20 protein-coding genes are annotated in these 22,457 nt (G+C 69.0%); 12 read left to right on the top strand and 8 right to left on the bottom strand.

The annotated features are described in order from the left end of the window. Nucleotides 1–20: 20 nt before the first annotated feature. From BOQ54_RS12730 to BOQ54_RS12690, 8 genes are all read left to right on the top strand, one after another. Nucleotides 21–923, top strand: coding sequence for a cell division protein FtsQ/DivIB (locus BOQ54_RS12730; protein ID WP_145979772.1), 903 nt, complete (start codon nt 21–23; stop codon nt 921–923). Next, nucleotides 920–2,257, top strand: coding sequence for a cell division protein FtsA (ftsA, locus tag BOQ54_RS12725; RefSeq protein ID WP_071924019.1), 1,338 nt, complete (start codon nt 920–922; stop codon nt 2,255–2,257). Before BOQ54_RS12730 ends, ftsA begins: the two co-directional genes overlap by 4 nt. Before the next feature lie 90 nt (nt 2,258–2,347). Next, on the top strand, nt 2,348–4,201 hold the full coding sequence (gene ftsZ / locus BOQ54_RS12720; RefSeq protein ID WP_055457457.1) for a cell division protein FtsZ: 1,854 nt from the start codon (nt 2,348–2,350) through the stop codon (nt 4,199–4,201). A gap of 285 nt (nt 4,202–4,486) precedes the next feature. After that, nucleotides 4,487–5,434, top strand: coding sequence for a UDP-3-O-acyl-N-acetylglucosamine deacetylase (lpxC, locus tag BOQ54_RS12715; RefSeq protein ID WP_071924018.1), 948 nt, complete (start codon nt 4,487–4,489; stop codon nt 5,432–5,434). A 221-nt stretch (nt 5,435–5,655) separates the two neighbouring features. Continuing rightward, the gene (locus BOQ54_RS12710) at nt 5,656–6,522 is read left to right on the top strand and encodes an outer membrane protein assembly factor BamD (RefSeq protein ID WP_055457885.1); all 867 of its coding nucleotides are present in this window, start codon (nt 5,656–5,658) and stop codon (nt 6,520–6,522) included. A 16-nt stretch (nt 6,523–6,538) separates the two neighbouring features. Continuing rightward, nucleotides 6,539–8,206 (top strand): DNA repair protein RecN, encoded by a 1,668-nt coding sequence (gene recN / locus BOQ54_RS12705; RefSeq protein ID WP_071924017.1) that lies wholly within the window; start codon nt 6,539–6,541, stop codon nt 8,204–8,206. A gap of 358 nt (nt 8,207–8,564) precedes the next feature. After that, nucleotides 8,565–10,742 (top strand): NAD-dependent DNA ligase LigA, encoded by a 2,178-nt coding sequence (ligA, locus tag BOQ54_RS12695; protein ID WP_071924015.1) that lies wholly within the window; start codon nt 8,565–8,567, stop codon nt 10,740–10,742. Nucleotides 10,743–10,814: 72 nt separating this feature from the next. Continuing rightward, on the top strand, nt 10,815–11,732 hold the full coding sequence (locus BOQ54_RS12690; RefSeq protein ID WP_055457453.1) for a 50S ribosomal protein L11 methyltransferase: 918 nt from the start codon (nt 10,815–10,817) through the stop codon (nt 11,730–11,732). A 10-nt stretch (nt 11,733–11,742) separates the two neighbouring features. On the opposite strand, the gene BOQ54_RS20390 is transcribed toward BOQ54_RS12690, so the two are convergent. Together BOQ54_RS20390 and BOQ54_RS12685 are read right to left on the bottom strand one after the other, a co-directional pair. Next, nucleotides 11,743–11,865 (bottom strand): hypothetical protein, encoded by a 123-nt coding sequence (locus tag BOQ54_RS20390; protein WP_019402720.1) that lies wholly within the window; start codon nt 11,863–11,865, stop codon nt 11,743–11,745. Between the two features lie 47 nt (nt 11,866–11,912). Beyond that, entirely contained in the window at nt 11,913–12,125 is a 213-nt protein-coding gene (locus BOQ54_RS12685; RefSeq protein WP_019402719.1) for a hypothetical protein, read from the bottom strand. Between the two features lie 258 nt (nt 12,126–12,383). On the opposite strand from BOQ54_RS12685, the gene BOQ54_RS12680 reads away from it, so the two are divergent. Then, nucleotides 12,384–14,210 carry an aminopeptidase P family protein gene (locus BOQ54_RS12680; protein WP_055457452.1) on the top strand — a complete coding sequence of 609 codons (1,827 nt, stop codon included), beginning with the start codon at nt 12,384–12,386 and terminating at the stop codon, nt 14,208–14,210. Nucleotides 14,211–14,391: 181 nt separating this feature from the next. On the opposite strand, the gene BOQ54_RS12675 is transcribed toward BOQ54_RS12680, so the two are convergent. From BOQ54_RS12675 to BOQ54_RS12655, 5 genes are read right to left on the bottom strand one after another with little or no spacing between them, the layout of a single operon-like run. Further along, complete coding sequence (locus tag BOQ54_RS12675) at nt 14,392–14,694, bottom strand: AzlD family protein (RefSeq protein ID WP_055457451.1); 303 nt, start codon at nt 14,692–14,694, stop codon at nt 14,392–14,394. Next, on the bottom strand, nt 14,691–15,422 hold the full coding sequence (locus BOQ54_RS12670; RefSeq protein WP_063189264.1) for an AzlC family ABC transporter permease: 732 nt from the start codon (nt 15,420–15,422) through the stop codon (nt 14,691–14,693). Before BOQ54_RS12670 ends, BOQ54_RS12675 begins: the two co-directional genes overlap by 4 nt. Next, nucleotides 15,419–16,282, bottom strand: coding sequence for an AraC family transcriptional regulator (locus BOQ54_RS12665; RefSeq protein ID WP_055457449.1), 864 nt, complete (start codon nt 16,280–16,282; stop codon nt 15,419–15,421). Before BOQ54_RS12665 ends, BOQ54_RS12670 begins: the two co-directional genes overlap by 4 nt. Before the next feature lie 60 nt (nt 16,283–16,342). Further along, nucleotides 16,343–16,645 carry an HlyU family transcriptional regulator gene (locus BOQ54_RS12660; RefSeq protein WP_055457448.1) on the bottom strand — a complete coding sequence of 101 codons (303 nt, stop codon included), beginning with the start codon at nt 16,643–16,645 and terminating at the stop codon, nt 16,343–16,345. 14 nt (nt 16,646–16,659) lie between these two features. Beyond that, nucleotides 16,660–19,059, bottom strand: a complete 2,400-nt coding sequence (locus tag BOQ54_RS12655; protein ID WP_055457447.1) for an ATP-dependent helicase — start codon at nt 19,057–19,059, stop codon at nt 16,660–16,662. Nucleotides 19,060–19,173: 114 nt separating this feature from the next. Between BOQ54_RS12655 and BOQ54_RS12650 the strand changes: the two genes are divergently transcribed. Further along, entirely contained in the window at nt 19,174–19,449 is a 276-nt protein-coding gene (locus BOQ54_RS12650; RefSeq protein ID WP_141659639.1) for a hypothetical protein, read from the top strand. 6 nt (nt 19,450–19,455) lie between these two features. Here the strand turns inward: BOQ54_RS12650 and BOQ54_RS12645 are convergent, their stop codons facing one another. Then, entirely contained in the window at nt 19,456–20,007 is a 552-nt protein-coding gene (locus BOQ54_RS12645; protein WP_245280432.1) for a thioesterase family protein, read from the bottom strand. A 187-nt stretch (nt 20,008–20,194) separates the two neighbouring features. Here BOQ54_RS12645 and BOQ54_RS12640 point away from each other — a divergent pair, with 187 nt between their 5' ends. Together BOQ54_RS12640 and BOQ54_RS12635 are read left to right on the top strand one after the other, a co-directional pair. Next, on the top strand, nt 20,195–21,613 hold the full coding sequence (locus tag BOQ54_RS12640; RefSeq protein WP_055457445.1) for an FAD-binding oxidoreductase: 1,419 nt from the start codon (nt 20,195–20,197) through the stop codon (nt 21,611–21,613). Nucleotides 21,614–21,771: 158 nt separating this feature from the next. Beyond that, complete coding sequence (locus tag BOQ54_RS12635; protein ID WP_055457444.1) at nt 21,772–22,335, top strand: toxin-activating lysine-acyltransferase; 564 nt, start codon at nt 21,772–21,774, stop codon at nt 22,333–22,335. Nucleotides 22,336–22,457: the final 122 nt, after the last annotated feature.

Genomic DNA, 22,457 nt, shown 5'->3' with positions numbered 1-22,457 from the left:
CTGTCTCGGCCGCTGCGGCCATGCCCGCCGGCGCGCTGTTTGCCGCGCCGGAATGGCCGCGCCTTCGGCTGTTCCGGGGATGGCGCCGGCGCGGCTACGTCCGCGTCGGCGGCCGCCGACGGCTGCCGCGCGGGCTCGGTAGCGCGCTCACCCTCGCCCTTTTCGCCGGCATCGGTCTCTATGGCGCCTTCGCCGGTGGGCACGTCGACCGGTTCAGGGCCGAGAACGGCACCCTGAGCGACGCCGTCGCCCGCGCCTTCGGCTTTGGCATCCGGCAGGTCGTCATATCCGGCCTCGCGGAGCTCAGGCCGGCGGAGATACTCGCCGCGGGCGGCATTTCGCCGAACAGTTCGGTGCTCTTCATCGATCCCGCCGCGGTGCGCCAGAACCTCGAGGCCGTGCCGATGATCCGCGAGGCCTCGGTGCGCAAGCTCTATCCGAACGAACTCGCCATCACGATCACCGAGCGGGAGCCCTTTGCTCTCTGGCAGCGCAACGGAGAGGTCTTCGTCGTGGCCGCCGACGGAACGGTGATCGATTTCCTCAACGATGCGCGCTACACGCGCCTGCCGCTCGTCGTCGGCGACCGCGCCAACGTGCACTCGGCCGACTATCTCGAACTCCTGGACGCCGCCGGTACGCTGCGCGAGCGAATCAGGGCGGGCTCGCTCATCGCCGGCCGGCGCTGGAACCTCATTTTCGACAACGGCCTCGAGGTTCGCCTGCCGGAGGCGAACCCGACGGCGGCGGTCGCCCGGCTGGCGGAGCTCGAGGAGAGCGACCGCATCCTGGAGCGGGACATTCTCGTCATCGACATGCGCCAGTCCGACAGGGTCGTGATGCGGCTCGGCGTCGAGGCCGCAGCCGCCCGTGCCGAGGCGGCGAAGAAGAAGCCGACGAGCGCCAGGGAGGCGGATATATGAGCTCCTTGCGCAATGGCCTGACGCCGCGCCTGAAGCCCCTGTCCGCCCGCAAGAGCACGCTTCTGTCCGTGCTCGACGTCGGTACCAGCAAGGTCGTCTGCCTCATCGCCCAGCTGCTGCCGGCGAGCGAAAGCGACGTGCTGCGCCGCCGCACCCACCAGGTGCGCGTGCTCGGCATCGGCCACCAGCGCTCGCTCGGCCTCAAGGGCGGCATCGTCGTCGACCTCGAGGCCGCGGAGCAGGCGATCCGCCAAGCGGTCGACGCGGCCGAGCGGATGGCGAAGGTCGAAGTGCAGTCGGTCATCGTCAACCTGACCGGCGGGCGGCTCGCGGCGCAAAGCTTCGCCGCCAATGTCGCGACGCGCGGCACGGTGACGAGCGCGGACGTGCACCGTGTGCTCGATGCCGCGAGCGCCCACAGCCTGAAGCCGGGCCGCGTCGTGCTGCACGCCCTGCCGACGGGCTACGCGCTCGACGGGCAGAAGGGCGTGCTCGACCCGGTCGGCATGATTGGCGAGAATCTCGGCGTCGACCTCAGTGTCGTGACGAGCGAAGCTTCCGCCGCACGCAACCTCATGCTGGCCGTCGAGCGCTGCCATCTGGACGTCGAGGCCATCGTAGCGAGTCCCTATGCGGCGGGTATCGCCACGCTTGTCGACGACGAGGCGGAGATGGGCGGGCTCGTCGTCGACCTCGGCGGCGGCACGACGAGCTTCGGCGCGTTCTTCGCCGGCCATCTCGTCCATGCCGACGCGGTCGCGGTCGGCGGCCATCATGTCACCATGGACGTGGCGCGGGGCCTGTCGACGCACCTCGCTGCGGCCGAGCGCCTCAAGACGCTCTACGGCGGTGCGCTCCCTTCCGCGTCGGACGAGCGCGAGATCATCTCCGTGCCGCTCGTCGACGAGAGCGAGCGGGACGTGCCGAACCACATGCCGAAGTCGCATCTGGTGCGGATCATCCGCCCGCGTGTCGAGGAAATCCTGGAGCTGGTGCGCGACCGGCTGAAGGCGGCGGGCTTTGCCCCGGCCGACGGACGGCGCGTCATCCTGACCGGCGGGGCTTCCCAATTGACGGGCCTGCCGGACGTCGCCAGGCGCATCCTCGCTGGCCCGAAGGGCTCGGCCCAGGTGCGCATCGGCCGGCCGCTCGGCATCAAGGGGCTGCCGGAAGCCGCGAAGGGACCCGCCTTCGCGGCGGCGGTCGGTCTGCTGGTCTACCCGCAGGTCGCCCATATCGAGCATTTCGAGCCCAAGGCGGCCCGGACCATGCTCGCGACAGGCACGGATGGTTACCTGTCCCGAATGGGACGCTGGTTCAGGGAGAGCTTCTGAGATTGGAGCGGCGCGGCGGCCGCGACAGTCTGGAACCGGAGTGAGAGGGGCGCGCAGCCGGGCGCCGTTTGAGAAGAAGAGGCCACGACCATGGCGATCAATCTGCAAGCCCCGGACATCCGGGAACTGAAGCCCCACATCACGGTGTTCGGCGTCGGCGGCGCCGGCGGCAACGCCGTGAACAACATGATCGAGTCGGGGCTGATGGGCGTCGAGTTCGTCTGCGCGAACACCGATGCCCAGGCGCTCACCAGCGCCCGCGCCCAGCGCATCGTGCAGATGGGTCTGCAGGTGACGGAAGGCCTCGGCGCCGGCTCGCAGCCGGAGGTGGGCCGCGCGGCCGCCGAGGAGGTGATCGACGAGATCCGCGATCAGCTGTCGGGCGCGCACATGGTGTTCATCACCGCCGGCATGGGCGGCGGCACCGGCACCGGGGCGGCCCCCGTCATCGCCCGCGCCGCGCGCGACATGGGCATCCTGACCGTTGGCGTCGTGACCAAGCCCTTCCACTTCGAGGGTCAGCGCCGCATGCGGGTGGCGGAGGCCGGCATCGGCGAGCTACAGCAGGCTGTCGACACGCTGATCGTCATCCCGAACCAGAATCTCTTCCGCGTCGCCAACGAGAAGACCACCTTCGCCGATGCCTTCGCGATGGCGGACCAGGTGCTCTACTCGGGCGTCGCCTGCATCACCGACCTCATGGTGAAGGAAGGCCTCATCAACCTCGATTTCGCCGACGTGCGCGCCATCATGCGGGGCATGGGCAAGGCGATGATGGGCACGGGCGAAGCCTCCGGCGACGGCCGCGCCATCACGGCGGCCGAGGCCGCCATCGCCAATCCGCTCCTCGACGACGTGTCGATGAAGGGGGCACGCGGCCTGCTCATCTCCATCACGGGCGGTCCGGATCTGACGCTCTACGAGGTGGACGAAGCCGCGACGCGCATCCGCGAGGAGGTCGATTCCGAGGCCAACATCATCCTCGGTGCCACCTTCGACGAAAGCCTCGAGGGCACGATCCGCGTCTCCGTCGTCGCCACCGGCATCGACCAGGAACTGATCCACAACGCGCAGGACCTGTCGCTGACGGAGCAGCGCATCGCCGAAGTCGCCGAGCGCCTGCGCTCGGAGGCCCGTCAACGGGCGGCGCATCCGCCCGTGGCGCCGCGCCCCGTGGCCATCGAGACGACGCCGCGTGTCGCCGCCGCGCCGGTCGCGCCCGAGCCGATGCCAGCTCCCGCGCCGGTCGCTGCCCCGGCTCCCGTCGCGGCGCCAGTGGAGCCGATGCCGGCTCCCCAGGCTCCCGCCGCCGAGTTCGTCCCTCCGGTCGCCGAGCCAGCGCCGGTCGCTGCCCCGGTTGCGGCTCCCGTCGCTGCGCCGGTTCGCCAGGAGATGCCGCGTGCGGAACACGTGCGTCACGACGTCATGATCGCGCCGGCCGCGGCGCCGCGCGCGGCCACGGCGGCGGCGATGGCCGCAGCTCCGGCTCCGGTCATGCACGAGCCGGCGCCGCATGAGATGCAGGAGCATTTCATCCCGCCCCAGCCCGAGCGGGCCGTGGTGCGCCCGACGCGCATGCCGCGCGTCGACGAGCTGCCGCTGCCGGTGCAGAACCAGATCCGCGCCGCGCGGCCGGAGCATCAGGACCACGGCGCCGACCACAAGCGCATGTCCCTGCTGCAGCGCATCGCCTCCGTCGGCCTTGGCCGCCGCGACGACCACCAGCCGGCCGCCCCGGCGCCCGCGCCACAGCCGGTGCGCCAGCAGGCGCCGCAGCCGGCGCCGTCGCCGGTGCACGCCGAATATGCCAAGCGCCCGCAGGCGCAGGGCTACCGGCCGGCACAGGGGGCGCTCGACCCGCACGGCCGCGCGCCGGCGCCGAGCCGCACGATCGACGACGACCAGCTCGAGATCCCGGCCTTCCTGCGCCGTCAGGCCAACTGAGCGCCGCCTTCTCGAGGCCATGACTCAACCCCGGGGGCACGAGCTTCCGGGGTTTTTCTTTCGTTAATATTTTTCAAAGGTTTACATGTATCGTGAGGGCCCAACGATCAGTGTAACAGACAGTAAGAAAGCGTGATTTGGCCGCGTTTGGCGGCGCGACTATGGTCCACGCAACTCGCGCGGGATTCGAAACGTCGATGTCGCGAATCACGTGCCTTGGCAAGGGCCGCAAGCCTTGCACTGTCTTGGGTGCATCCGCCCGCTCCGGGCGACGGGACCGAAAGAATGAAAGCCAACGGGCAGACGACGCTTCGTGATACCGTGACCCTGACGGGCAACGGCGTTCATTCCGGGAAACCTGTGCGGCTCACCATCCATCCTGCGGACGTCAACCACGGCATCGTCTTCCTGCGGACTGGGCTTGCCAACGGGCGGGAGCGGCTGATCGAGGCGCGCCACATCGCGGTGAGTGCGACGGAACTCTGCACCGTCATCGGCGAAAGCGACTCGGGCGCGGTCGCCACCATCGAGCATCTCATGTCGGCGCTCGCCGGCCTCGGCATCGACAATGCGCTGATCGAGGTCGACGGTCCGGAGATCCCGATTCTCGACGGCAGCGCCGCCCTCTTCGTCGAGGCCTTCGACCGCGTCGGCCTCGCCTCCCAGTCGGCGGCGCGCCGCTACGTGAAGGTACTGCGCCCGGTGCGCGTGCAGCAGGGCAAGGCCTTCGCCGAGCTCAGGCCGCGCGACAAGGGCTTCCGCCTCGATGTCGAGATCGATTTCGACACGCCGCTGATCGGCCGCCAGCGCAAGATCGTCGACCTGTCGGCGACGGTCTACCGGCGCGAGATCGCCAATGCCCGCACCTTCGGCTTCATGCGCGACGTGGAGCGGCTGTGGAAGGCGGGCTTTGCCCTCGGCGCCTCCCTCGAGAATACGGTGGCGCTCGGCGAGGACCGCATCCTCAACGAGGAGGGCCTGCGCCATCCCGACGAGTTCGTTCGCCACAAGCTGCTCGACGCAATCGGTGATCTTGCTCTGTCCGGTTTGCCGCTGATCGGCGCTTATCACTCCTATTGCGGCGGGCACCGTTTGAACTTCATGGTTCTCGATGCTCTGTTCGCTGATCGCGCGAACTACGCGATCGTCGAGGGCGAGGCCCGGCGCGAGCAGGGCCACGCCGAGATCGCAGGCGGCATCGCGGTGCCGGCCTTCGCACCGGACATTCACTGACGTCTACCTGCGACGCCATCGAAACGCCGTTTTCAGCCTCGCAGGTTGCCGGCGTCGAAAACGGCTCGCAATGCTTTTCCAGACCTTGGCGGAAGCGGTGGCTTTGGGTTAAACAGCCCAACCGTCGAGCGATGGTGAGCCGTGGCCGTGGGGCCGCAGTGGAGGAAGGTGAGGTAATGCGCTCTGCATTTTCGTCCAAGACCGCCCGGACCGGCGCGCTGATGCCGAATATCGGCAGGCTGCTCGCATGCGCGGCGCTGGGCCTTTCTCTGACGGCGTGCGACACGCTCTCCTCGCTCAATCCCTTCGAGAAGGACGAGAAGTACAAGCCCGAGCTCGTCCCCGACGTGCCGGCCGCGAACCTCTACAACGAGGGGCTCGCGCTGATGGCCAAGAACGAGTACCCGGACGCCTCGAAGAAGTTCGACCAGATCGACAAGACCTATCCGCGCAGCGAATGGGCGCGCAAGGCGCTGATCATGAAGACCTACGCCTCCTACGAGGGCGGAGAGTTCAGCGAATCGGTCAACGACGCGCGACGCTACCTGACGCTCTATCCCAACGGGGAGGATGCGGCCTACGCGCAGTACCTGCTGGCGATGTCGTACTATCGCGAAGTTCCGGACGTGACGCGCGACCAGGAGCGCACCGAGAAGGCGCTCGCCGCCTTCCAGGAACTCGTCGAGCGTCATCCGCGCTCCGAATATGCCGAAGATGCCAAGTTCAAGCTGCAGGTGGTGCGCGACCAGCTTGCCGGCAAGGAGATGGAGATCGGCCGCTATTACCTTCAGCGGCGGAACTACACGGGCGCCATCAACCGTTTCCGCGACGTCGTCAGCAAGTACCAGACGACCCGGCACGTGGAGGAAGCGCTACAGCGCCTGACGGAGGCCTATCTCGCTCTCGGCGTTGTCAGCGAGGCGCAGACCGCTGCGGCCGTGCTTGGCCACAACTTCCCCGACAGCCCCTGGTACAAGGACGCGTACAAGCTGCTGCAGAGCGGCGGGCATGAGCCGCGCGAGGACACGGGTTCGTGGATCAGCCGGACCTTCCGCGGCTTCACGCGGTCCGTGGGCCTCGGCGGCTGATCGCGGCGCGGGCGGCATGCTCGTCCAGCTCGCCATCCGCGACATCGTTCTGATCGACCGGCTCGATCTCGCCTTCGATCGCGGCCTTAGCGTCCTTACCGGCGAAACCGGTGCCGGCAAGTCCATCCTGCTCGATGCCTTCGCGCTGGCCCTCGGCGGACGTGGCGACGGCGGCCTTGTGCGCCACGGCGCGGCGCAGGGGCAAGTCACCGCCGTCTTCGAGGTGGCGGGCGAGCATCCCGCCTGGCAGGCGGCACGCAGCTTCGGCATCGCCGAGGATGGCGCGCTCATCCTGCGCCGCCTCCAGCATGCGGACGGGCGCACGCGCGCCTTCGTCAACGACCAGCCGGTCAGCGTCCAGGCGCTGAAGACGATCGGCGCCACGCTCGTCGAAATCCACGGCCAGCACGACGACCGGGCGCTCGTCGATGCGGCCACCCACCGCGCCATCCTAGACGTCTTCGGGGAGTTGCAGCAGGAGGCTGCGAAGGTGGAGACGGCCCATGCGCGCCTGCGCGAGACGCGGGCAGCGCTCGTGCGCCATCGTGCTCGGATTGAGGCGGCGCGCAAGGAGGCCGATTTCCTGCGCCATGCGGCGGAGGAGCTTGAGGCGCTCAATCCCGACGCCGGCGAAGAAGAGGCGCTCGCTGAGCGGCGCCAGCTCATGATGCAGGCGGAGAAGGTGGCGAGCGACCTGAACGAGGCCTTCGACGCGGTTGCCGGCAATGCCTCGCCCGTGCCGGTCCTGTCGGCCGCCGTGCGCCGGCTGGAGCGGCGGGCGCAGCAGGCGCCGAGCCTCGTCGAGCCCAGTGTCGCGGCGCTCGACGCGGCCCTCGTCGCGCTCGACGATGCGCGCGCCGCCCTGGAGGAGGCGCTGCGCGCGGCGGCCTTCGATCCGCGTGAACTGGAGCGCGTGGAGGAGCGGCTGTTCGCGCTTCGGGCCGCCGCGCGCAAATATGATGTGCCGGCGGACGACCTCGCGCCCCTACGCCAGCGCTTCCTCGCCGATCTCGCCGCTATCGATGCCGGCGAGGCGGAACTCGATCGGCTCTCCACCGCGGTGGACGAGGCGAGCGCGGTCTATCGCGCAGCGGCGGCGCACCTCAGCGCCGGGCGGGCCGAGGCCGCGGCGCAGCTCGAAGCAGCCGTCAATGCGGAACTGCCGCCGCTCAGGCTGGAGCGGGCGCGCTTCATCGCGCGCATCGACAGCGACGACAGCGCCGAGGCGGCGGAAGGCTTCGACCGGGTGGAATTCTGGGTGCAGACCAATCCGGGCACGCGGCCGGGCCCGCTGATGAAGGTCGCGTCCGGCGGCGAGCTGTCACGCTTCATGCTGGCGCTCAAGGTGGTGCTGGCGGACAAGGGCTCGGCGCCGACGCTGATCTTCGACGAGATCGACACCGGTGTCGGCGGCGCCGTGGCCGATGCCATCGGCCAGCGCCTGAAGCGCCTCGCGGCGCGGGTGCAGGTCGTCGCGGTCACCCACGCCCCGCAGGTCGCCGCGCGCGCCGCGAACCATCTCCTCATCGCCAAGGAGGCGGCAACCGCGGACAAGGTGGCGACGCGCGTGACGCCGCTCGCCGAACGCATGCGCCAGGAGGAGATCGCCCGCATGCTCGCTGGGGCAACCATCACGGACGAGGCGCGCGCCGCCGCGGCGCGGCTGCTGGAGACGGAAGGCTGAGCGCCTGAAGGCCAGGCGCGGAGCTCCTTTAATCCCTCGTGCATCATGTCGAAGGACGCGATCGGCTCCGTGACGGTGCCGAAGCATCGCAGGCAGTCGAGCGACAGGGGGAAAGGCCGCCTCGCCGCCGCGGCCGCCGGTGGCCTCCCTGACGGGGGCCACGAAATCCTCGCGCCCGCGACGCTGCCCGCATCGCTCCGCGGAGGCAACGGGGCCTATCCCCATATGCGTGTCGAGCACTGCGAATAGTCCTGCGGGCGGACTGGATGGCGAAGGGCGGGTGGCGATGACGAGGTAGGTGAAGACGGCCCGCTTTGTCATATAGTCTGCGCTCCCCGAATCCATGAGCGCGACGCCCATGTCCGAACGTTCTTCGTCCTCCACAGCGGGTGCTTCCCTGCGCGACGTCGCCGTCGAGGTATTGACGCCGCGGGAGGCGAAGCGCGAGCACGCGGCCCTCGCCGCCGAGATCGCCGAGCACGACCGCCGCTATTTCGGCGAGGATGCGCCCACCATCTCCGATGCCGATTATGATGCCCTGCGGCGCCGCTACGAGGCGCTGGAGGCTCGCTTTCCCGACCTTGCCACCGACGAGAGCCTGACGAAGAAGGTCGGCACCCGGCCGAGCGAGAAATTCGCCAAGGTGCGCCACCGCGTGCCCATGCTGTCGCTGTCGAATGCCTTCGCCGACGAGGACGTCGCGGAGTTCGTCGTGCGGATCCGCCGCTTTCTGGGCCTCGCCCCCGACGCGCCGCTTGTCATCACCGCCGAGCCGAAGATCGACGGCCTGTCCATCAGCCTGCGCTACGAGAAGGGTCGCCTCGTCACGGCCGCGACGCGCGGCGACGGGGAGGAGGGGGAGGACGTGACGGCCAATGCCCGCGTCGTCGACGCCATCCCCAAGGAGATCGACGCCGCCGACATGCCCGAGGTGTTCGAGGTGCGCGGCGAGGTCTACATGCGCCATGCGGATTTCGCGGCCATCAACCAGCGCCAGGCAGAGGCCGGGAAGCCGCTCTTCGCCAATCCGCGCAATGCCGCGGCGGGCTCGCTACGCCAGCTCGACCCGGCAGTCACCGCACGCCGGCCGCTCGCCTTCTTCGCATACGCCTGGGGTGACGTGTCGGCCCTGCCGGCCGACACGCAGATGGGGGTGGTTGAGGCGCTGGGGCGCTGGGGCTTTCCCATCAACCCGCTGATGAAGCGCTGCCACAGCGTCGAGGATCTGCTCGCCCGCTATCACGCCATCGAGGCCGACCGGGCCAATCTTGGCTACGACATCGACGGCGTCGTCTACAAGGTGGACAGTTTGGCTCTACAGGAGCGCCTCGGCTTCGTCTCGCGGTCGCCGCGCTGGGCCATCGCTCACAAGTTCCCCGCCGAGCGGGCGATGACCGAGTTGCTCGACATCGAGATCCAGGTGGGGCGGACGGGGGCGCTGACGCCCGTGGCGAAGCTGAAACCCGTCACGGTGGGCGGCGTCGTTGTCGCCAACGCGACGCTGCACAACGAGGACTACATCCGCGGCATCGGCGGCGACGGCCAGCCGATCCGCGGTGGCATCGATATCCGCATTGGCGACACGGTCGAGATCCAACGCGCCGGCGACGTCATCCCGCAGGTGCTCGGCGTCGTCATGGACAAGCGCCCGGCCGGCTCCGAACCCTACCGCTTCCCGGCCACATGCCCGGCCTGCGGAAGCCATGCGGTGCGCGAGATCAACCCCCGCACGGGGCGGGAGGACGCCGTTCGGCGCTGCACAGGCGGGCTTACCTGCCCGGCGCAGGCCATGGAGCGCCTGAAGCACTTCGTGTCGCGCAACGCGCTCGACATCGACGGCCTCGGCGACAAGCAGATCGAGCTCTTCTTCCGCGAGGGACTGGTGCACGGCCCGCAGGATATCTTCACACTGGCCGAGCGCGATGCGGCGAGCCTGAAGAAGCTGAAGGACCGCGAGGGCTTCGGCGAGACGAGCGTGCGCAACCTCTTCGCGGCCATCGAGGCGCGCCGGCGGGTGCCACTCAACCGCTTCATCTTCGCGCTCGGCATCCGCCATGTGGGCGAGACGACGGCGAAGCTCCTCGCCCGCCACTACGGCACCTTCGAGGCGCTGCGGGCGGCCCTGATCGCCGCCCGCGACCGCGCATCGGAAGCCTGGGCGGAGCTCAACGCCATCGACGGCATCGGCGAGGTGGTGGCGGAGGCGCTGGTGCAGTTCTTCGCCGAACCGCACAATGAGACGACTCTGGACGCGCTGCTTACACAAGTGACGCCGCAGGAGATGGAACGGACGGTGACCATCGAGAGTCCGGTCGCGGGCAAGACGGTGGTCTTCACCGGCACGCTCGTGCGCATGTCTCGCGACGAGGCCAAGGCCATGGCCGAGCGCTACGGCGCCAAGGTAGCGGGTTCGGTATCGAAGAAGACCGACCTCGTGGTGGCCGGGCCGGGCGCTGGCTCCAAGCTCGCCAAGGCGCAGGAGCTCGGTGTGGAGGTCATCGACGAGGACGGCTGGTTCACGCTCGTTGGGGCGTGAACCGCTCCCGCCCTTTCCCCGGGCGGCGACACGGTCTAAGACACGCGCCATTCGTTACTGAAAGCCAGCCCCATGCTCGAAGGCCTGCCGCCGCACAAGCCCACCCATTCCATGCGCCTTGCCGCGGACGAGAGCTCTGCCCAGGCCATGGTCGAGCTTCTCGGGGAGTTCTTCGATCCGGCCGAGACGGCGGTGGCAGCCTTCGAGGCTCCGGACGGGCGCTGGCATCTGGAAGTCTATTTCTCGAGCGCACCGGACGAGGCGGCGATCCTGAACCTGCTGCGCCCCATCGTCGGCGATGCGGTGGACGGCGCGGTCTTCGCGCCGATCGAGGTGAAGGACTGGGTGAAGGCGAGCCTTGAGGGCTTGAAGCCGGTGCGGGCGGGGCGCTTCCTCGTCCACGGCAGCCATGACCGGGCCGTCGTGCGGGCGAATGACATCGCCGTCGAGATCGACGCGGCGCTCGCCTTCGGCACGGGCCACCATGGCACGACGCTCGGCTGCCTCCTGGAACTCGTCGCGGAGCTGAAGCGCGGACGGCCCCGCCATGTGCTCGACGTCGGCACGGGCACTGGCATCCTTGCCATCGCTGCGGCGCGGGCTTTGCATAGGCCGGTCGTGGCGGGTGACATCGATCCGGTGGCCGTCGCGGTCGCGCGCGCCAACGCGAGACTGAACGGCGCGCGCGACCACGTGCGGCTTTACGCAGCGCCGGGCGTGCAGCACCATTTCGCTGCCCGCAAGGGTCACTACGATCTCGTCTTTGCGAATATCCTTGCCCGGCCGCTCAGGCTTCTTGCGCCGTCCCTGCGCAAAGTGCTTGCCCCGCAGGGCACCTTGGTGCTCTCGGGGCTGCTGATCCGCGATGTGCCGGGGGTCGTCAGCGCCTATGCCTCGCAGGGGCTGGCGCTCGTCAGGCGTGCCGAGCGTGAAGGCTGGGCGACGCTGGTTCTGAGGCGGGGAGGCGCTGCCCCCCGCCCGCGTCGATGAAAGGCCGCTGTCAGTAATCGATGGCCGGGTAGCGGCGACGCATCTCGCGGCGCATGGCCTGCGCCTCAGCGACGATCTCGGCCATCGTGACCGTAAAACGGCCGATCGCCCTCAGGATGGTCACGATGAACATATCTGTTGCCTTTCGATCGATGTGAACCGGCTGCGCAGTCCCTCGCCTCAGCGGGCGAAGGGCAGTGCGCCGGACTTGCCGAGGCTGACCTTGTCGAGGTCCGCGTCCTTCAGGGTCAGCGGGCCGTAGATCGCCTCCAGGCGGCGGATTTCCCGGTCGGCAGCGCGCATGCGCGCCTCGACGAGGGCATTGAGGATGCGCTTGAAGACTCCGGTCTTCTTGGGCGCTACATAAGCGATGTCGGTCGTAACGTAAGCCATGGGTCCATCTCCGCACGTTGGAGGACAGCCCCGGGAACGCTTCCTCGCGTGTTTATGGTCGCAATATAGGGAATGCTGCATGTGCGAAGAAGATGGGTCAGCGCATATGACCTATGCATGCTGAGCGGGCCTGTTCGCGGGATGCTTGCCAGGGCAGCGTGAGGTGCATGACAATTGTGCGACGCTGCCGCCGCATTGGGCGCGCGATGCCAAAAACCGGTTACATATGAAACATTTGCATGAGGGAGCCCGAAGCTGATGAGGCAGAGCCGCTTTCAGGCCTTCGACAACGATCGCGACCCGGCCGCCTGCGGGCCGCATCTTGCTGCGCTGCGGCATGAATTGCGCCGCCGGGGCCTCGACGGCTTCGTCGTGCCGCGCGCCGACGAGCACCAGGGCGAATACGTGCCGCCCCATGCGGAGCGGCTCGCCTGGCTGACGGGCTTCGGCGGCTCGGCCGGCACGGCCGTGGTGCTTATGGACAAGGCGGCGATCTTCGTCGACGGGCGCTATACGCTGCAGGTGCGCGAGCAGGTCGACACCGAGCTTTTCGCACCGGTTGCGAGCAACGAAATGCCGCCAGCGGCCTGGATCGGCGAGAACCTGCCGCAGGGGGCGAAGCTCGGTTACGATCCATGGCTGCACACCCCCGCGGCGGTGGACAGGCTCGCCCGCGCGGCCGAGGACGCGGGCGGCACGCTGGTGCCGGTGGCCGACAATCCCGTCGATGCCATCTGGAGCGACCGTCCGGTACCGCCGCGAGCCCCGGCGCGGCCCTATCCGCTCATCTTCGCCGGCGTCTCCGCTGCCGACAAGCTGTCGCAGCTCAACGAGAAGCTAGCGAAGGCGCGCAGCGATGCCCTCGTCGTCAGCGATCCGCATAATCTCGCCTGGCTCTTCAACCTGCGGGGGGCTGACGTCGCCCATACGCCGCTGGCCCTCGGCTATGCGCTCGTGCCGCGCGGCGGCCGGGCAACAATCTTCATCGACGAGGACAAGATCGGGACGGAGCTGCGCGAGGCGCTGGCGCCGCTCGCCGACATTGCCTCGCCTGACACTTTGCTCGCCGCGCTCGCCACGGCGGCCGCCGGCGGGCGGCGCGTGCGGCTCGACGCGGCGACGGCGGCGGCGGCCTTGCGCGAGACGGTGAGCGCCGCCGGCGGCACGGCTGATGTGGGCGATGATCCGATCAGCCTCATGAAGGCGGTCAAGAACGAGGCGGAGAAGGCCGGCGCCCGTGCCGCACAGCGCCGCGACGCCGTGGCGGTCACCCGCTTCCTCGCCTGGTTTGCCCGCGAGGCGCCCGGCGGTAGCCTCACGGAGATCGACGCCGCGGTCGCGCTGGAGAATTTCCGCGCCGAGACGAACGCGCTCGTCGACATCTCCTTCGACACCATCGCCGGCGCCGGGCCGAATGCGGCCCTGCCGCATTACCATGTCACGATGGCGAGCAACCGCCGCATCGGCGAGGGCATCTTCCTCATCGATTCCGGCGCGCAATACGAGGACGGCACGACGGATATCACGCGCACGCTCGCCGTGGGCACGCCGAGTGCCGAGATGCGGGAGCGCTTCACCCGCGTGCTCAAGGGTCATATCGCCATCGCCACGGCGGTCTTCCCGAAGGGCACCAGCGGCGCGCAGCTCGACAGCTTCGCGCGCCGGCCGCTGTGGGAGGCGGGGCTCGACTTCGACCACGGCACGGGCCACGGCGTCGGCGCCTTCCTCTCGGTGCACGAGGGGCCGCACCGCATCTCCAAGTTGGGCACGACGCCGCTGGAGCCGGGCGTCATCCTCTCCAACGAGCCGGGTTACTACAAGGAAGGCGAATACGGCATCCGCATAGAGAACCTCGTTCTCGTCGAGGAGCGGGACATGCCCGGCGCCGACCGGCCGATGCTCGGCTTCGAAACGCTGACGCTGGCGCCCATCGACCTCGCGCTGGTCGAGCCTTCGCTGCTGAGCGACGAAGAGCGTGCGTGGCTCGACGCCTACCATGCCCGCGTGCGCGAGGCGCTGATGCCGGCGCTCGAGGGCGCGGACCGGGCGTGGCTGGTAGAGGCGACACGGACGGTTGGGGGCTGAGCGCGGGCTTTCCGTTATGCCCGCGCTTGTCGCGGGCATCCACGCCATGCTTGCACTCGGCCGAAAGGCGTGGATGGCTGGGACAAGCCCGGCCAAGGCGGGCGAGGAGGTTGCGCGCCGCTGTTCCCCGTTTTCGTGTGCTAAGCACGGGCATGACGGCTGAAAATCGCGGCTGCCGTGCCTATCCCGCGATCATCCGCAGCAGGACCACGCTCGCGACACCTACGGCGATGGTGGCGAGGAGGGGCAGGCGCGTCGCGGCCACGGCGGTGACGAGGGCGGCGAGCGTCTCCGGCCAGCCGGTGGCGAGCGCGGTCGGTGCGATGACGGCGACGAGCACCGCCGGCGGGATGGCGTCGAAGGCCGCCTTGGCGCGGCCGGAGAGGGCGAGCCGTCCGACGAGGAAGATGCCGGCGATGCGCGTGAGGTAGGTGATCACCGCCATCGCGAGGATGGCGGCGAGGGTGGTCGGGTCGATGGTCATGCGGCCTCCGGAGGCTCCTCGCCGGCGGGGGCGGCGACATAGGCGGCGGCGATGCCGGTGAGTGCGCCGGCCGCCACGTGCCACGGCGGGCCGAAGGCGAAATAGGTGGCGGCCGAGACGGCGGCGCTCGCGCCGATGGCGGCGGCGCTGACGCGGCCGTTCCAGAAGCCGGCGATGAGGCCGATGAAAAGCGCGGTGAAGGCGAAATCCGCGCCGATGCGCGCCGGATCGCCCAGGAACGAGCCGAGGACGGCCCCGGCGATGGTTGCGCCCACCCAGCAGAGGGGCAGCAGTCCCGCGACTGCGAACCAGTAGGCCGGGGTGAGCGGCCGGTCCTTCGCCCGCCGCTCGGCCAGCGCCCAGGATTCGTCGGTGAGGACGTAGAAGCCGGCGAGCTTCTGGCCGAGGGAGAAGCTGCGCATCTTCGGCGCCAGCGAGGCACCCATGAGGATGTGGCGGGCGTTGATGAGCAGGGTCGAGAAGGCGAGCGTGGCGATGGGCACCGGCCACGTCCACAGTTCGAGCGCCGCGAACTGGGCTCCGCCGGCGAAGACGAGGACGGACATGAGGCCGGCCTCGGCCGGGCTCAGCCCCTTGCCGGCGCACAGGGCGCCGAACAGGAGGCCGATGGGGGCGGCGGCGACCATCACGGGCATGATGTCGCGAATGCCGGCCGCGCGCTCGCGCGCCATGTCGACCGGCGCCGAGGGCGCAAAGGGCTTGTTCATCGGGCAAAGGCCATGCGGTAGGCGCCGGGCGTGACGCCGCGGCGCAGCTTGAAGGCGCGGGTGAGGTGGCTCTGATCGGCAAAGCCTGTCGCCTGCGCCACCTCGGCCGGCGAAAGCCCGGCGCGCAGCAGGGTTTCGGCGGCATTGATGCGGCGATTGACGAGAAAGGCGTGCGGGGTCATCCCCGTCTCGCGCGCGAAGGCGCGGATGAGATGATGGCGTGACAGGCGCGCCTCCGCTGCCAGGTCTTCCAGCGTGAGGGGCTCGGCGAAACGCTCGCCGAGCAGCGCCTTGACGCGCGCGACGGGGCCGTGCTCACGCCCGGGCTCGCGCGCGGGCAGGCGGGCATGGCGCACGATGACGAGGGACAGGAACCTGTAGAGGAGTTCGGCGCCCTTGAGGGCGTCCTCATCCTCCTGGAGGGCCACATGGGCCTCCACGAAGAGGGCGAAGCCGGCCGGATCGTGCACCACGGGCTGCGGGAAGAAGGGGATGCCCACGTCTGAGCGCCCGCTGACTTCCGCGGCGACGGCGCCCAGCGTCTCGATGGACGGATAGCTCATGCGGTAGGCATAGCCGCCGTCGTGCGGGGCGCCGTCGTGAACCTCGTGCGGGTTCATGAAGACGAGTTCACCCGGTCCCGCATAGCCGCGGCCCCGGCGGCTGGAGAAGGTCTCGCAGCCCGCGAGGATGGCGCCGACGGCATAGGTCTCGTGCGCATGCGGAGCGTAGCGATGCAAGCGGAAGGTGGCGGTCAGGCACTCCAGCCCGCCGAAGGGCGAAGCCGCGAAGAAACGCGCCCGCTCGTCATCCGCGAGCGGCGTCGCCGCAACAGCCTCTTCCTGAGTCACCGTATCCATGCCGCCATCATACGCGAAAGCGCTCGAGGCCGGTCTTGAACAAAAGTGATGCAAGCGATCTCAATCCTTGAAGATGCGCTCGCCCTGCTCGTCGATGATCTGCCGGCCCTTGGTGAGCGCGAAATTCTCCGCGTCGCCGCGGCTCGCGTGGGTCTCGGCGCGCACGAAGCGATATTCCTTTGTCTCGCCGCCGATCTCCTTCTCGATGATGCCGGCGGTCTGGAACTGGGCGCCGGCGGGGTAGGGCGCGGGGCGGATGCGGAAGCCCTTGTATTCCACGGCCTCGCCCGCAGGCGCATCCTCGGGCGAGGCCTCCCGCCCGCCGCCGAAGAGCCCGCCCAAAAGTCCCTTCCAAAAGCTCATTGGCTCGTCTCCCCTCAGCTGCCGCGTTCGACGAAACTGTCGAGCACCATCTTGCGGCCGGCCTTGTCGAAATCGACGGTGAGCTTGTTGCCGTCCACAGCCGCGACCGTGCCGGGACCGAACTTGAGATGGAACACACGGTCGCCCGTGCCGAAGGCCGAGGCTGTTCCCGTCGACTTGGCGACGAGTTCGCCCTCGATCATCAACGGTCCGCCACGCCTCGCGCCGGCGCCGCGCCCCGACGCGAAGCTGCCGGATTGGCCGCCGCGTCCACCGCCCCAGCCGGCGCTGTTGGCCTGCGCGCGCTGCCAGCCCGGCGTCGCATAGGAGGAGCGGAAGGGCTCGGCCATGTCGAAGCGGCTCTGGCCGTAGCTGCCGTAGGTATAGGCAGCCGGCGCTTCGGTCACCTCGACGCTCGCCTCCGGCAATTCGTCGATGAAGCGGCTCGGGATGGTCGAATTCCACAGGCCGTGGATGCGGCGGTTGGAGGCAAAATAGAGCTTGGCCCGGCGCCGCGCCCGCGTGAGGCCGACATGAGCGAGGCGCCGCTCCTCCTCGAGGCCGGCACGGCCGCTCTCGTCGAGGGCGCGCTGGTTCGGGAACAGCCCTTCCTCCCAGCCGGGCAGGAAGACGGTGTCGAACTCGAGCCCCTTGGCGGCGTGCAGGGTCATGATGCTGACGCGGTCGTCGCTGTCGCTCTCGACCGCGTCCATGACGAGCGAGACATGTTCGAGGAAGCTCGGCAGGTCGGGGAATTCCTCGAGCGAGCGGACGAGCTCCTTGAGGTTTTCGAGCCGGCCCGCGGCCTCGGCCGAGCGGTCCTTCTGCCACATCTCAGTATAGCCCGATTCCTCCAGCACCGTCTCGGCGAGCTCGGTGTGGGGCGTCGCCTCGAGGCTCTGCGACCAGCGCGAGAAATTGGCGAGGAGGTCGCGCAGCGTCCTGCGCGGCTTCGGCTTCAACTCCTCGGTCTCGACGATGAAGCGCGCCGCCTCCATGAGCGGGATGCGCGCAGCGCGGGCATGGGCGTGCAGCACCTGCAGCGTGGCATCACCCAGGCCGCGCTTCGGCGTATTGACGATGCGCTCGAAGGCGAGGTCGTCGGCCGGCTGCACGACGCAGCGCAGATAGGCGAGGGCGTCGCGGATCTCCATGCGCTCGTAGAAGCGCGGGCCGCCGATGACGCGGTAGGGCAGGCCGAGCTGGACGAAGCGGTCCTCGATCTCGCGCATTTGCGCCGAGATACGCACGAGCACGGCCATTTCGGAGAGCGGATGGCCCTTTCCCTGCAAGGCCTCGATCTCCTCGCCGATGAGGCGGGCCTCCTCCTCCGAATCCCAGGCACCGGTGACGGTGACCTTCTCGCCCGGCTCGTCCTCGGTGCGCAGGGTCTTGCCGAGGCGACCCTCGTTATGCGCGATGAGATGCGAAGCGGCGGCAAGGATATGGCCGGTGGAGCGATAGTTGCGCTCGAGCCGCACCACGGTGGCGCCGGGGAAGTCGTGCTCGAAGCGCAGGATGTTGTCCACCTCCGCGCCGCGCCAGCCGTAGATGGACTGGTCGTCGTCGCCGACGCAGCACAGGTTGCGGTGTGCCTGGGCAACGAGGCGCAGCCACAGGTACTGGGCGACGTTGGTGTCCTGGTACTCGTCGACGAGGATGTAGCGGAAGCGGCGCTGGTAGTCGGCGAGGACGTCGGGATGCTCCTGGAAGAGCCGGATCGATTCCAGCAGCAGGTCGCCGAAATCCGCCGCGTTGAGGATCTTCAGCCGCTCCTCATAGAGCGCATAGAGTTCCGCGCCGCGCCCGTGGGCGAAGGCGGCGGCCTCGCCGTGCGGTACCTTCGCGGGCTGCAGGGCGCGGTTCTTCCAGCCGTCGATGAGGCTGGCGAGCTGGCGGGCCGGCCAGCGCTTGTCGTCGATGTTCTCGGCCTGCAGCACCTGTTTCAGCAGCCGGATCTGGTCGTCGACGTCGAGGATGGTGAAGTCGGACTTGAGCCCGACGAGCTCGGCGTGACGGCGCAGGATCTTGGTGCCGATGGCGTGAAAGGTGCCGAGCCAGGGCATGCCCTCCGCCGCGGGGCCGACGAGGTGGGCGACGCGCTCCTTCATCTCGCGCGCGGCCTTGTTGGTGAAGGTCACGGCGAGGATGCCTGACGGCCAGGCGAGCCCGGTCGCGATGAGATGGGCGATGCGCGTCGTCAGGACGCGCGTCTTGCCCGTTCCGGCGCCCGCGAGCACGAGGACCGGGCCTTCGGTCGCCTCCACCGCCCGACGCTGCTCGGCATTGAGACCGGAGAGGTAGGGCGTCGGCGCGGCGGCCGCGCGCGCCCGGGCGGCGAGCGAGCCGGGGCGGGGCGTGTGGGCGAGATCGTCGGGGCCGGACGCAGGGCCCTGTGTGGGTACGCGAGTCATCGGTCGGACCATGGACCAAAAGGCGAACGGCGTCGAGTGTCGCGGTCACTCGCCGGCCTAGGAGGGGAGGCACGCGGCCCCTATATAGGGGGCATGATGAGAGGAGTGGACAGGATGCCCCGCAGAATGGTGTTGCTCGCGCCGGCCCTTGCCGCGGGCGCGGCGCTCATGATCGGCCTCGCCGCCGGTCCGCTGCCGGCGCACGGCCAGGAAGGGGCCCTCAACCGCGTAGAGCGGCAATATCGCCAGTCTGACCGCGATGTGACGCGCGAGCTGCAGCGTTCGCAGGACCGGCAGCAGCAGCAGTTCGAATTCAACCAGATGCGGCAGCAGCAGCAGATCGACCGCTTTCAGCAGCCCCTGCGCACGATGGAATGCCCGCGCTGCTGATGTCGCTCAGTGGCGGGTGCCGGAGGCGATCTGAGGCTCGTACTCGTCCTCGCCCCGCTCCGGCATGGTGATGGACCTGCCGGCGTCTTCCGGATGCGGAAGACGGGCATGCGCCGCACGCATGACGGCGAGGTTCGCCAGGATGTCCGGCGGGAAGGCCGCTACCTTGCGCGTGCGCATGTCGACGTGCAGCGACAGGTTCTCGCAGGAGGCCGCCAGCCAGCCTTCGGCGGCGTGATGCAGCTCCATGAAATAGTGGATGCGCTTCTCGTCGAAGGCGAGGAGTTGCAGCGTGACGCGGACCGGGTCGTTCTCGCGCAGCTCGCGCCGGTAGCGGATATGGCTCTCGACCACGAAGAAGGAGGCCTTGCGCTCCTCGACATAGCCGGGGCCGAGGCCGACGAGCCCGAACGCCTCGTCCACCGCCCGGTCGAAGAAGACGTTGTAGTAGGCGGCGTTAAGGTGGCCGTTATAGTCGATCCAGTGCGCCTCCGCCCGCATGGTCGAGGAGACGAAGGGGGCAAAGAACAGGGCCGGTGCGTCTGCCGGGTTGCGCAAGGAACCTCTCCGGATCGTGCTGGCTGCCGGGCGCCGGGCGAGGCACCCCAGGATCAAAGTTTAAGCATTCCAACCTGAATGCAAACCTAACGAATCGTGTCGCCTTGCGACGAATGCGCACTTGTGCGCGGCGCAAGGGCATAGAAGATGCGCTCGAGCCCATGAGCAATAGCCCGAGGATTCGCGCATGACCTCCGCCGCAGAACAGCCGGCAAGACCGGACGAGACGACCGTGGCGGCCGTCGTCGCCGCGCTCGCCGAGCGCTTCGGCAACCGCCTCGTCACGAGTCAGGCCGTGCGCGAGCAGCACGGCCATACCCTCACGTGGATCCCTAACCAGCCGCCTGACGCCGTGGTCTTCCCCGAGAACACCGAGGAAGTCGCGGAGATCGTGCGGCTATGCGCGGCGCATCGCATGCCCGTCATCCCCTTCGGTACGGGCACCTCGCTCGAAGGCCATGTCAATGCTCCCTACGGCGGCGTGTCCATCGACATGAGCCGCATGAAGCGCATCATCGCCGTCCATGCGGAGGACCTCGACTGCACGGTGGAGGCGGGCGTCACGCGCAAGGAGCTCAACGAGCACCTGCGCGACCAGGGGCTCTTCTTCCCCATCGATCCGGGGGCGGACGCCTCTCTCGGCGGCATGGCGGCGACGCGGGCCTCAGGCACCAATGCGGTCCGCTACGGCACGATGAAGGACAATGTGCTGGCGCTCACGGTGGTCACGCCGGCGGGCGAGATCGTCAAGACCTCGACGCGCGCCCGCAAGACTTCAGCCGGCTATGATCTGACGCGGCTCTACGTGGGCTCCGAGGGCACGCTCGGCGTCATCACCGAGGTCACGCTGAAGCTCGTCGGCATTCCCGAGGCGGTGTCGGCCGGCGTATGCCCGTTCCCCTCCGTGAAGGCCGCGTGCGACGCCGTCATCGCCACGATCCAGATGGGCCTGCCGGTTGCCCGCATCGAGCTGCTCGACGAGGTGATGATTCGCGGCGTCAATCTGCACGCCAAGCTTGGCCTCCAGGAGACGCCGATGCTCTTCGTCGAGTTCCACGGCACGGAAGCGGGCGTGAAGGAGCAGGCGGAGCGCTTCGGCGAGATCGCGGCGGAGTTCGAAGGCGGCGCCTTCGACTGGGCGACCCAGCCCGAGGATCGCTCCCGCCTCTGGCAGGCACGGCACGACGCCTATTGGGCGGCGCTGGCGCTGCGGCCCGGCGCACGCTCGGTTGCCACCGACGTGTGCGTGCCGATCTCCCGCCTCGCCGAATGTGTTGACGAGACGAAGCGCGACATCGAGGCGAGCGGCCTCATCTCGCCAATTGCCGGCCATGTGGGCGACGGCAATTTCCATTGCCAGCCTCTCCTCGACCTCGACAATGCGGACGAGGTGGAGCGGGTGAAGGGCTTCATCGACCGGCTCGTGCGTCGCGCCATCGCCATGGGCGGCACTTGCACCGGCGAGCATGGCGTCGGTCAGAAGAAGATGGTCTATCTCGTCGAGGAGCATGGCGCGCCGGCGCTCGCGGTGATGCACACGCTCAAGGCCGCGCTTGACCCCCTCAACATCATGAATCCCGGCAAGACGCTGCCGCCGCGCTCGTGAAGGCCCGGTGTGGGGAGGCGTATTGCTTCTCCGCCCCGCCCCGACGGCAATCACAAGGCCGGGACCCGACATTCTGCTTCTTCTTTATGCGATCGGGTTGGGCTATAGAGGCGCGCATTGTGATCGCCTCTCTATTTTCAAAGCAAGATCGTTTTCAGATGAAGGCAACCCGTTTCTGGGAGCAGCAGGCGCTCGGCGCCGCGATTTCCCTGCTGCCGCGCTCGCCACGGTATCGCGACATGCGCCTTCAAGATATCGAGCGGCGCCTCGTGCCGGCCATTTCACGCGGGCAGATCAAATTCTACCTTGCCGACGGGGAACCGCAGGCCTTCGCCACCTGGGCCTATCTGACGCGAGAGGCGGCCGATGGGCTCCTGACGGGCGGGCGCGAACTCGTCGAAGCGGATTTCGATGCAGGTGATGAGCTGTGGCTGGTCGATCTCGTGGCAGCGCCGGGCAAGGCTTTGCCCGTCGTCCGCGACCTGCGGGGCACCGTCTTTTCCGGCCGCAGCCTGCGCCGTCTGCGTCGGGGGCCGGGCGGGGGCTGGCGGTGCGTGCACATGTGGAAGGTGCAGGAAGCCGGGAAGACGCAACCGGGATCCGGCGAAGCGCTCGCCGCGCTTGCTGCGCGCCACGCCCGCTTCATGGCGGGAGACGCGGCGAGGCGGTGGCTGCTGCCCGGCGACGCTGGCGAAATCATCGGCCGGCGCCCGGTCCATTGAGCTTGCCCCGTTGTCGTGCCAGAGATGGAAGGGCCGAGCCGCGGTTGGCGATGCAAGGCTCGCCATAGCCGCGCCGTCAAATCCGCTAAAGTGAGGTGAAAACCTCGATCAGCCGAGCCCAC

The organism is Chelatococcus daeguensis (assembly GCF_001887265.1).
GTDB lineage: Bacteria > Pseudomonadota > Alphaproteobacteria > Rhizobiales > Beijerinckiaceae > Chelatococcus_A > Chelatococcus_A sambhunathii.
The sequence above is the reverse complement of the archived record's forward strand: the minus strand, read 5'-3'. Positions and strand labels throughout refer to the sequence as shown.

Bases quoted from the DNA above. Each gene is read 5' to 3' on its own strand.
- BOQ54_RS12730 (WP_145979772.1), top strand. From the start codon at position 21: ATGCCCGCCGGCGCGCTGTTTGCCGCGCCGGAATGGCCGCGCCTTCGG.
- ftsA (WP_071924019.1), top strand. From the start codon at position 920: ATGAGCTCCTTGCGCAATGGCCTGACGCCGCGCCTGAAGCCCCTGTCC.
- ftsZ (WP_055457457.1), top strand. From the start codon at position 2,348: ATGGCGATCAATCTGCAAGCCCCGGACATCCGGGAACTGAAGCCCCAC.
- lpxC (WP_071924018.1), top strand. From the start codon at position 4,487: ATGAAAGCCAACGGGCAGACGACGCTTCGTGATACCGTGACCCTGACG.
- BOQ54_RS12710 (WP_055457885.1), top strand. From the start codon at position 5,656: ATGCCGAATATCGGCAGGCTGCTCGCATGCGCGGCGCTGGGCCTTTCT.
- recN (WP_071924017.1), top strand. From the start codon at position 6,539: ATGCTCGTCCAGCTCGCCATCCGCGACATCGTTCTGATCGACCGGCTC.
- ligA (WP_071924015.1), top strand. From the start codon at position 8,565: ATGTCCGAACGTTCTTCGTCCTCCACAGCGGGTGCTTCCCTGCGCGAC.
- BOQ54_RS12690 (WP_055457453.1), top strand. From the start codon at position 10,815: ATGCTCGAAGGCCTGCCGCCGCACAAGCCCACCCATTCCATGCGCCTT.
- BOQ54_RS20390 (WP_019402720.1), bottom strand. From the start codon at position 11,865: ATGTTCATCGTGACCATCCTGAGGGCGATCGGCCGTTTTACGGTCACG.
- BOQ54_RS12685 (WP_019402719.1), bottom strand. From the start codon at position 12,125: ATGGCTTACGTTACGACCGACATCGCTTATGTAGCGCCCAAGAAGACC.
- BOQ54_RS12680 (WP_055457452.1), top strand. From the start codon at position 12,384: ATGAGGCAGAGCCGCTTTCAGGCCTTCGACAACGATCGCGACCCGGCC.
- BOQ54_RS12675 (WP_055457451.1), bottom strand. From the start codon at position 14,694: ATGACCATCGACCCGACCACCCTCGCCGCCATCCTCGCGATGGCGGTG.
- BOQ54_RS12670 (WP_063189264.1), bottom strand. From the start codon at position 15,422: ATGAACAAGCCCTTTGCGCCCTCGGCGCCGGTCGACATGGCGCGCGAG.
- BOQ54_RS12665 (WP_055457449.1), bottom strand. From the start codon at position 16,282: ATGGATACGGTGACTCAGGAAGAGGCTGTTGCGGCGACGCCGCTCGCG.
- BOQ54_RS12660 (WP_055457448.1), bottom strand. From the start codon at position 16,645: ATGAGCTTTTGGAAGGGACTTTTGGGCGGGCTCTTCGGCGGCGGGCGG.
- BOQ54_RS12655 (WP_055457447.1), bottom strand. From the start codon at position 19,059: ATGACTCGCGTACCCACACAGGGCCCTGCGTCCGGCCCCGACGATCTC.
- BOQ54_RS12650 (WP_141659639.1), top strand. From the start codon at position 19,174: ATGCCCCGCAGAATGGTGTTGCTCGCGCCGGCCCTTGCCGCGGGCGCG.
- BOQ54_RS12640 (WP_055457445.1), top strand. From the start codon at position 20,195: ATGACCTCCGCCGCAGAACAGCCGGCAAGACCGGACGAGACGACCGTG.
- BOQ54_RS12635 (WP_055457444.1), top strand. From the start codon at position 21,772: ATGAAGGCAACCCGTTTCTGGGAGCAGCAGGCGCTCGGCGCCGCGATT.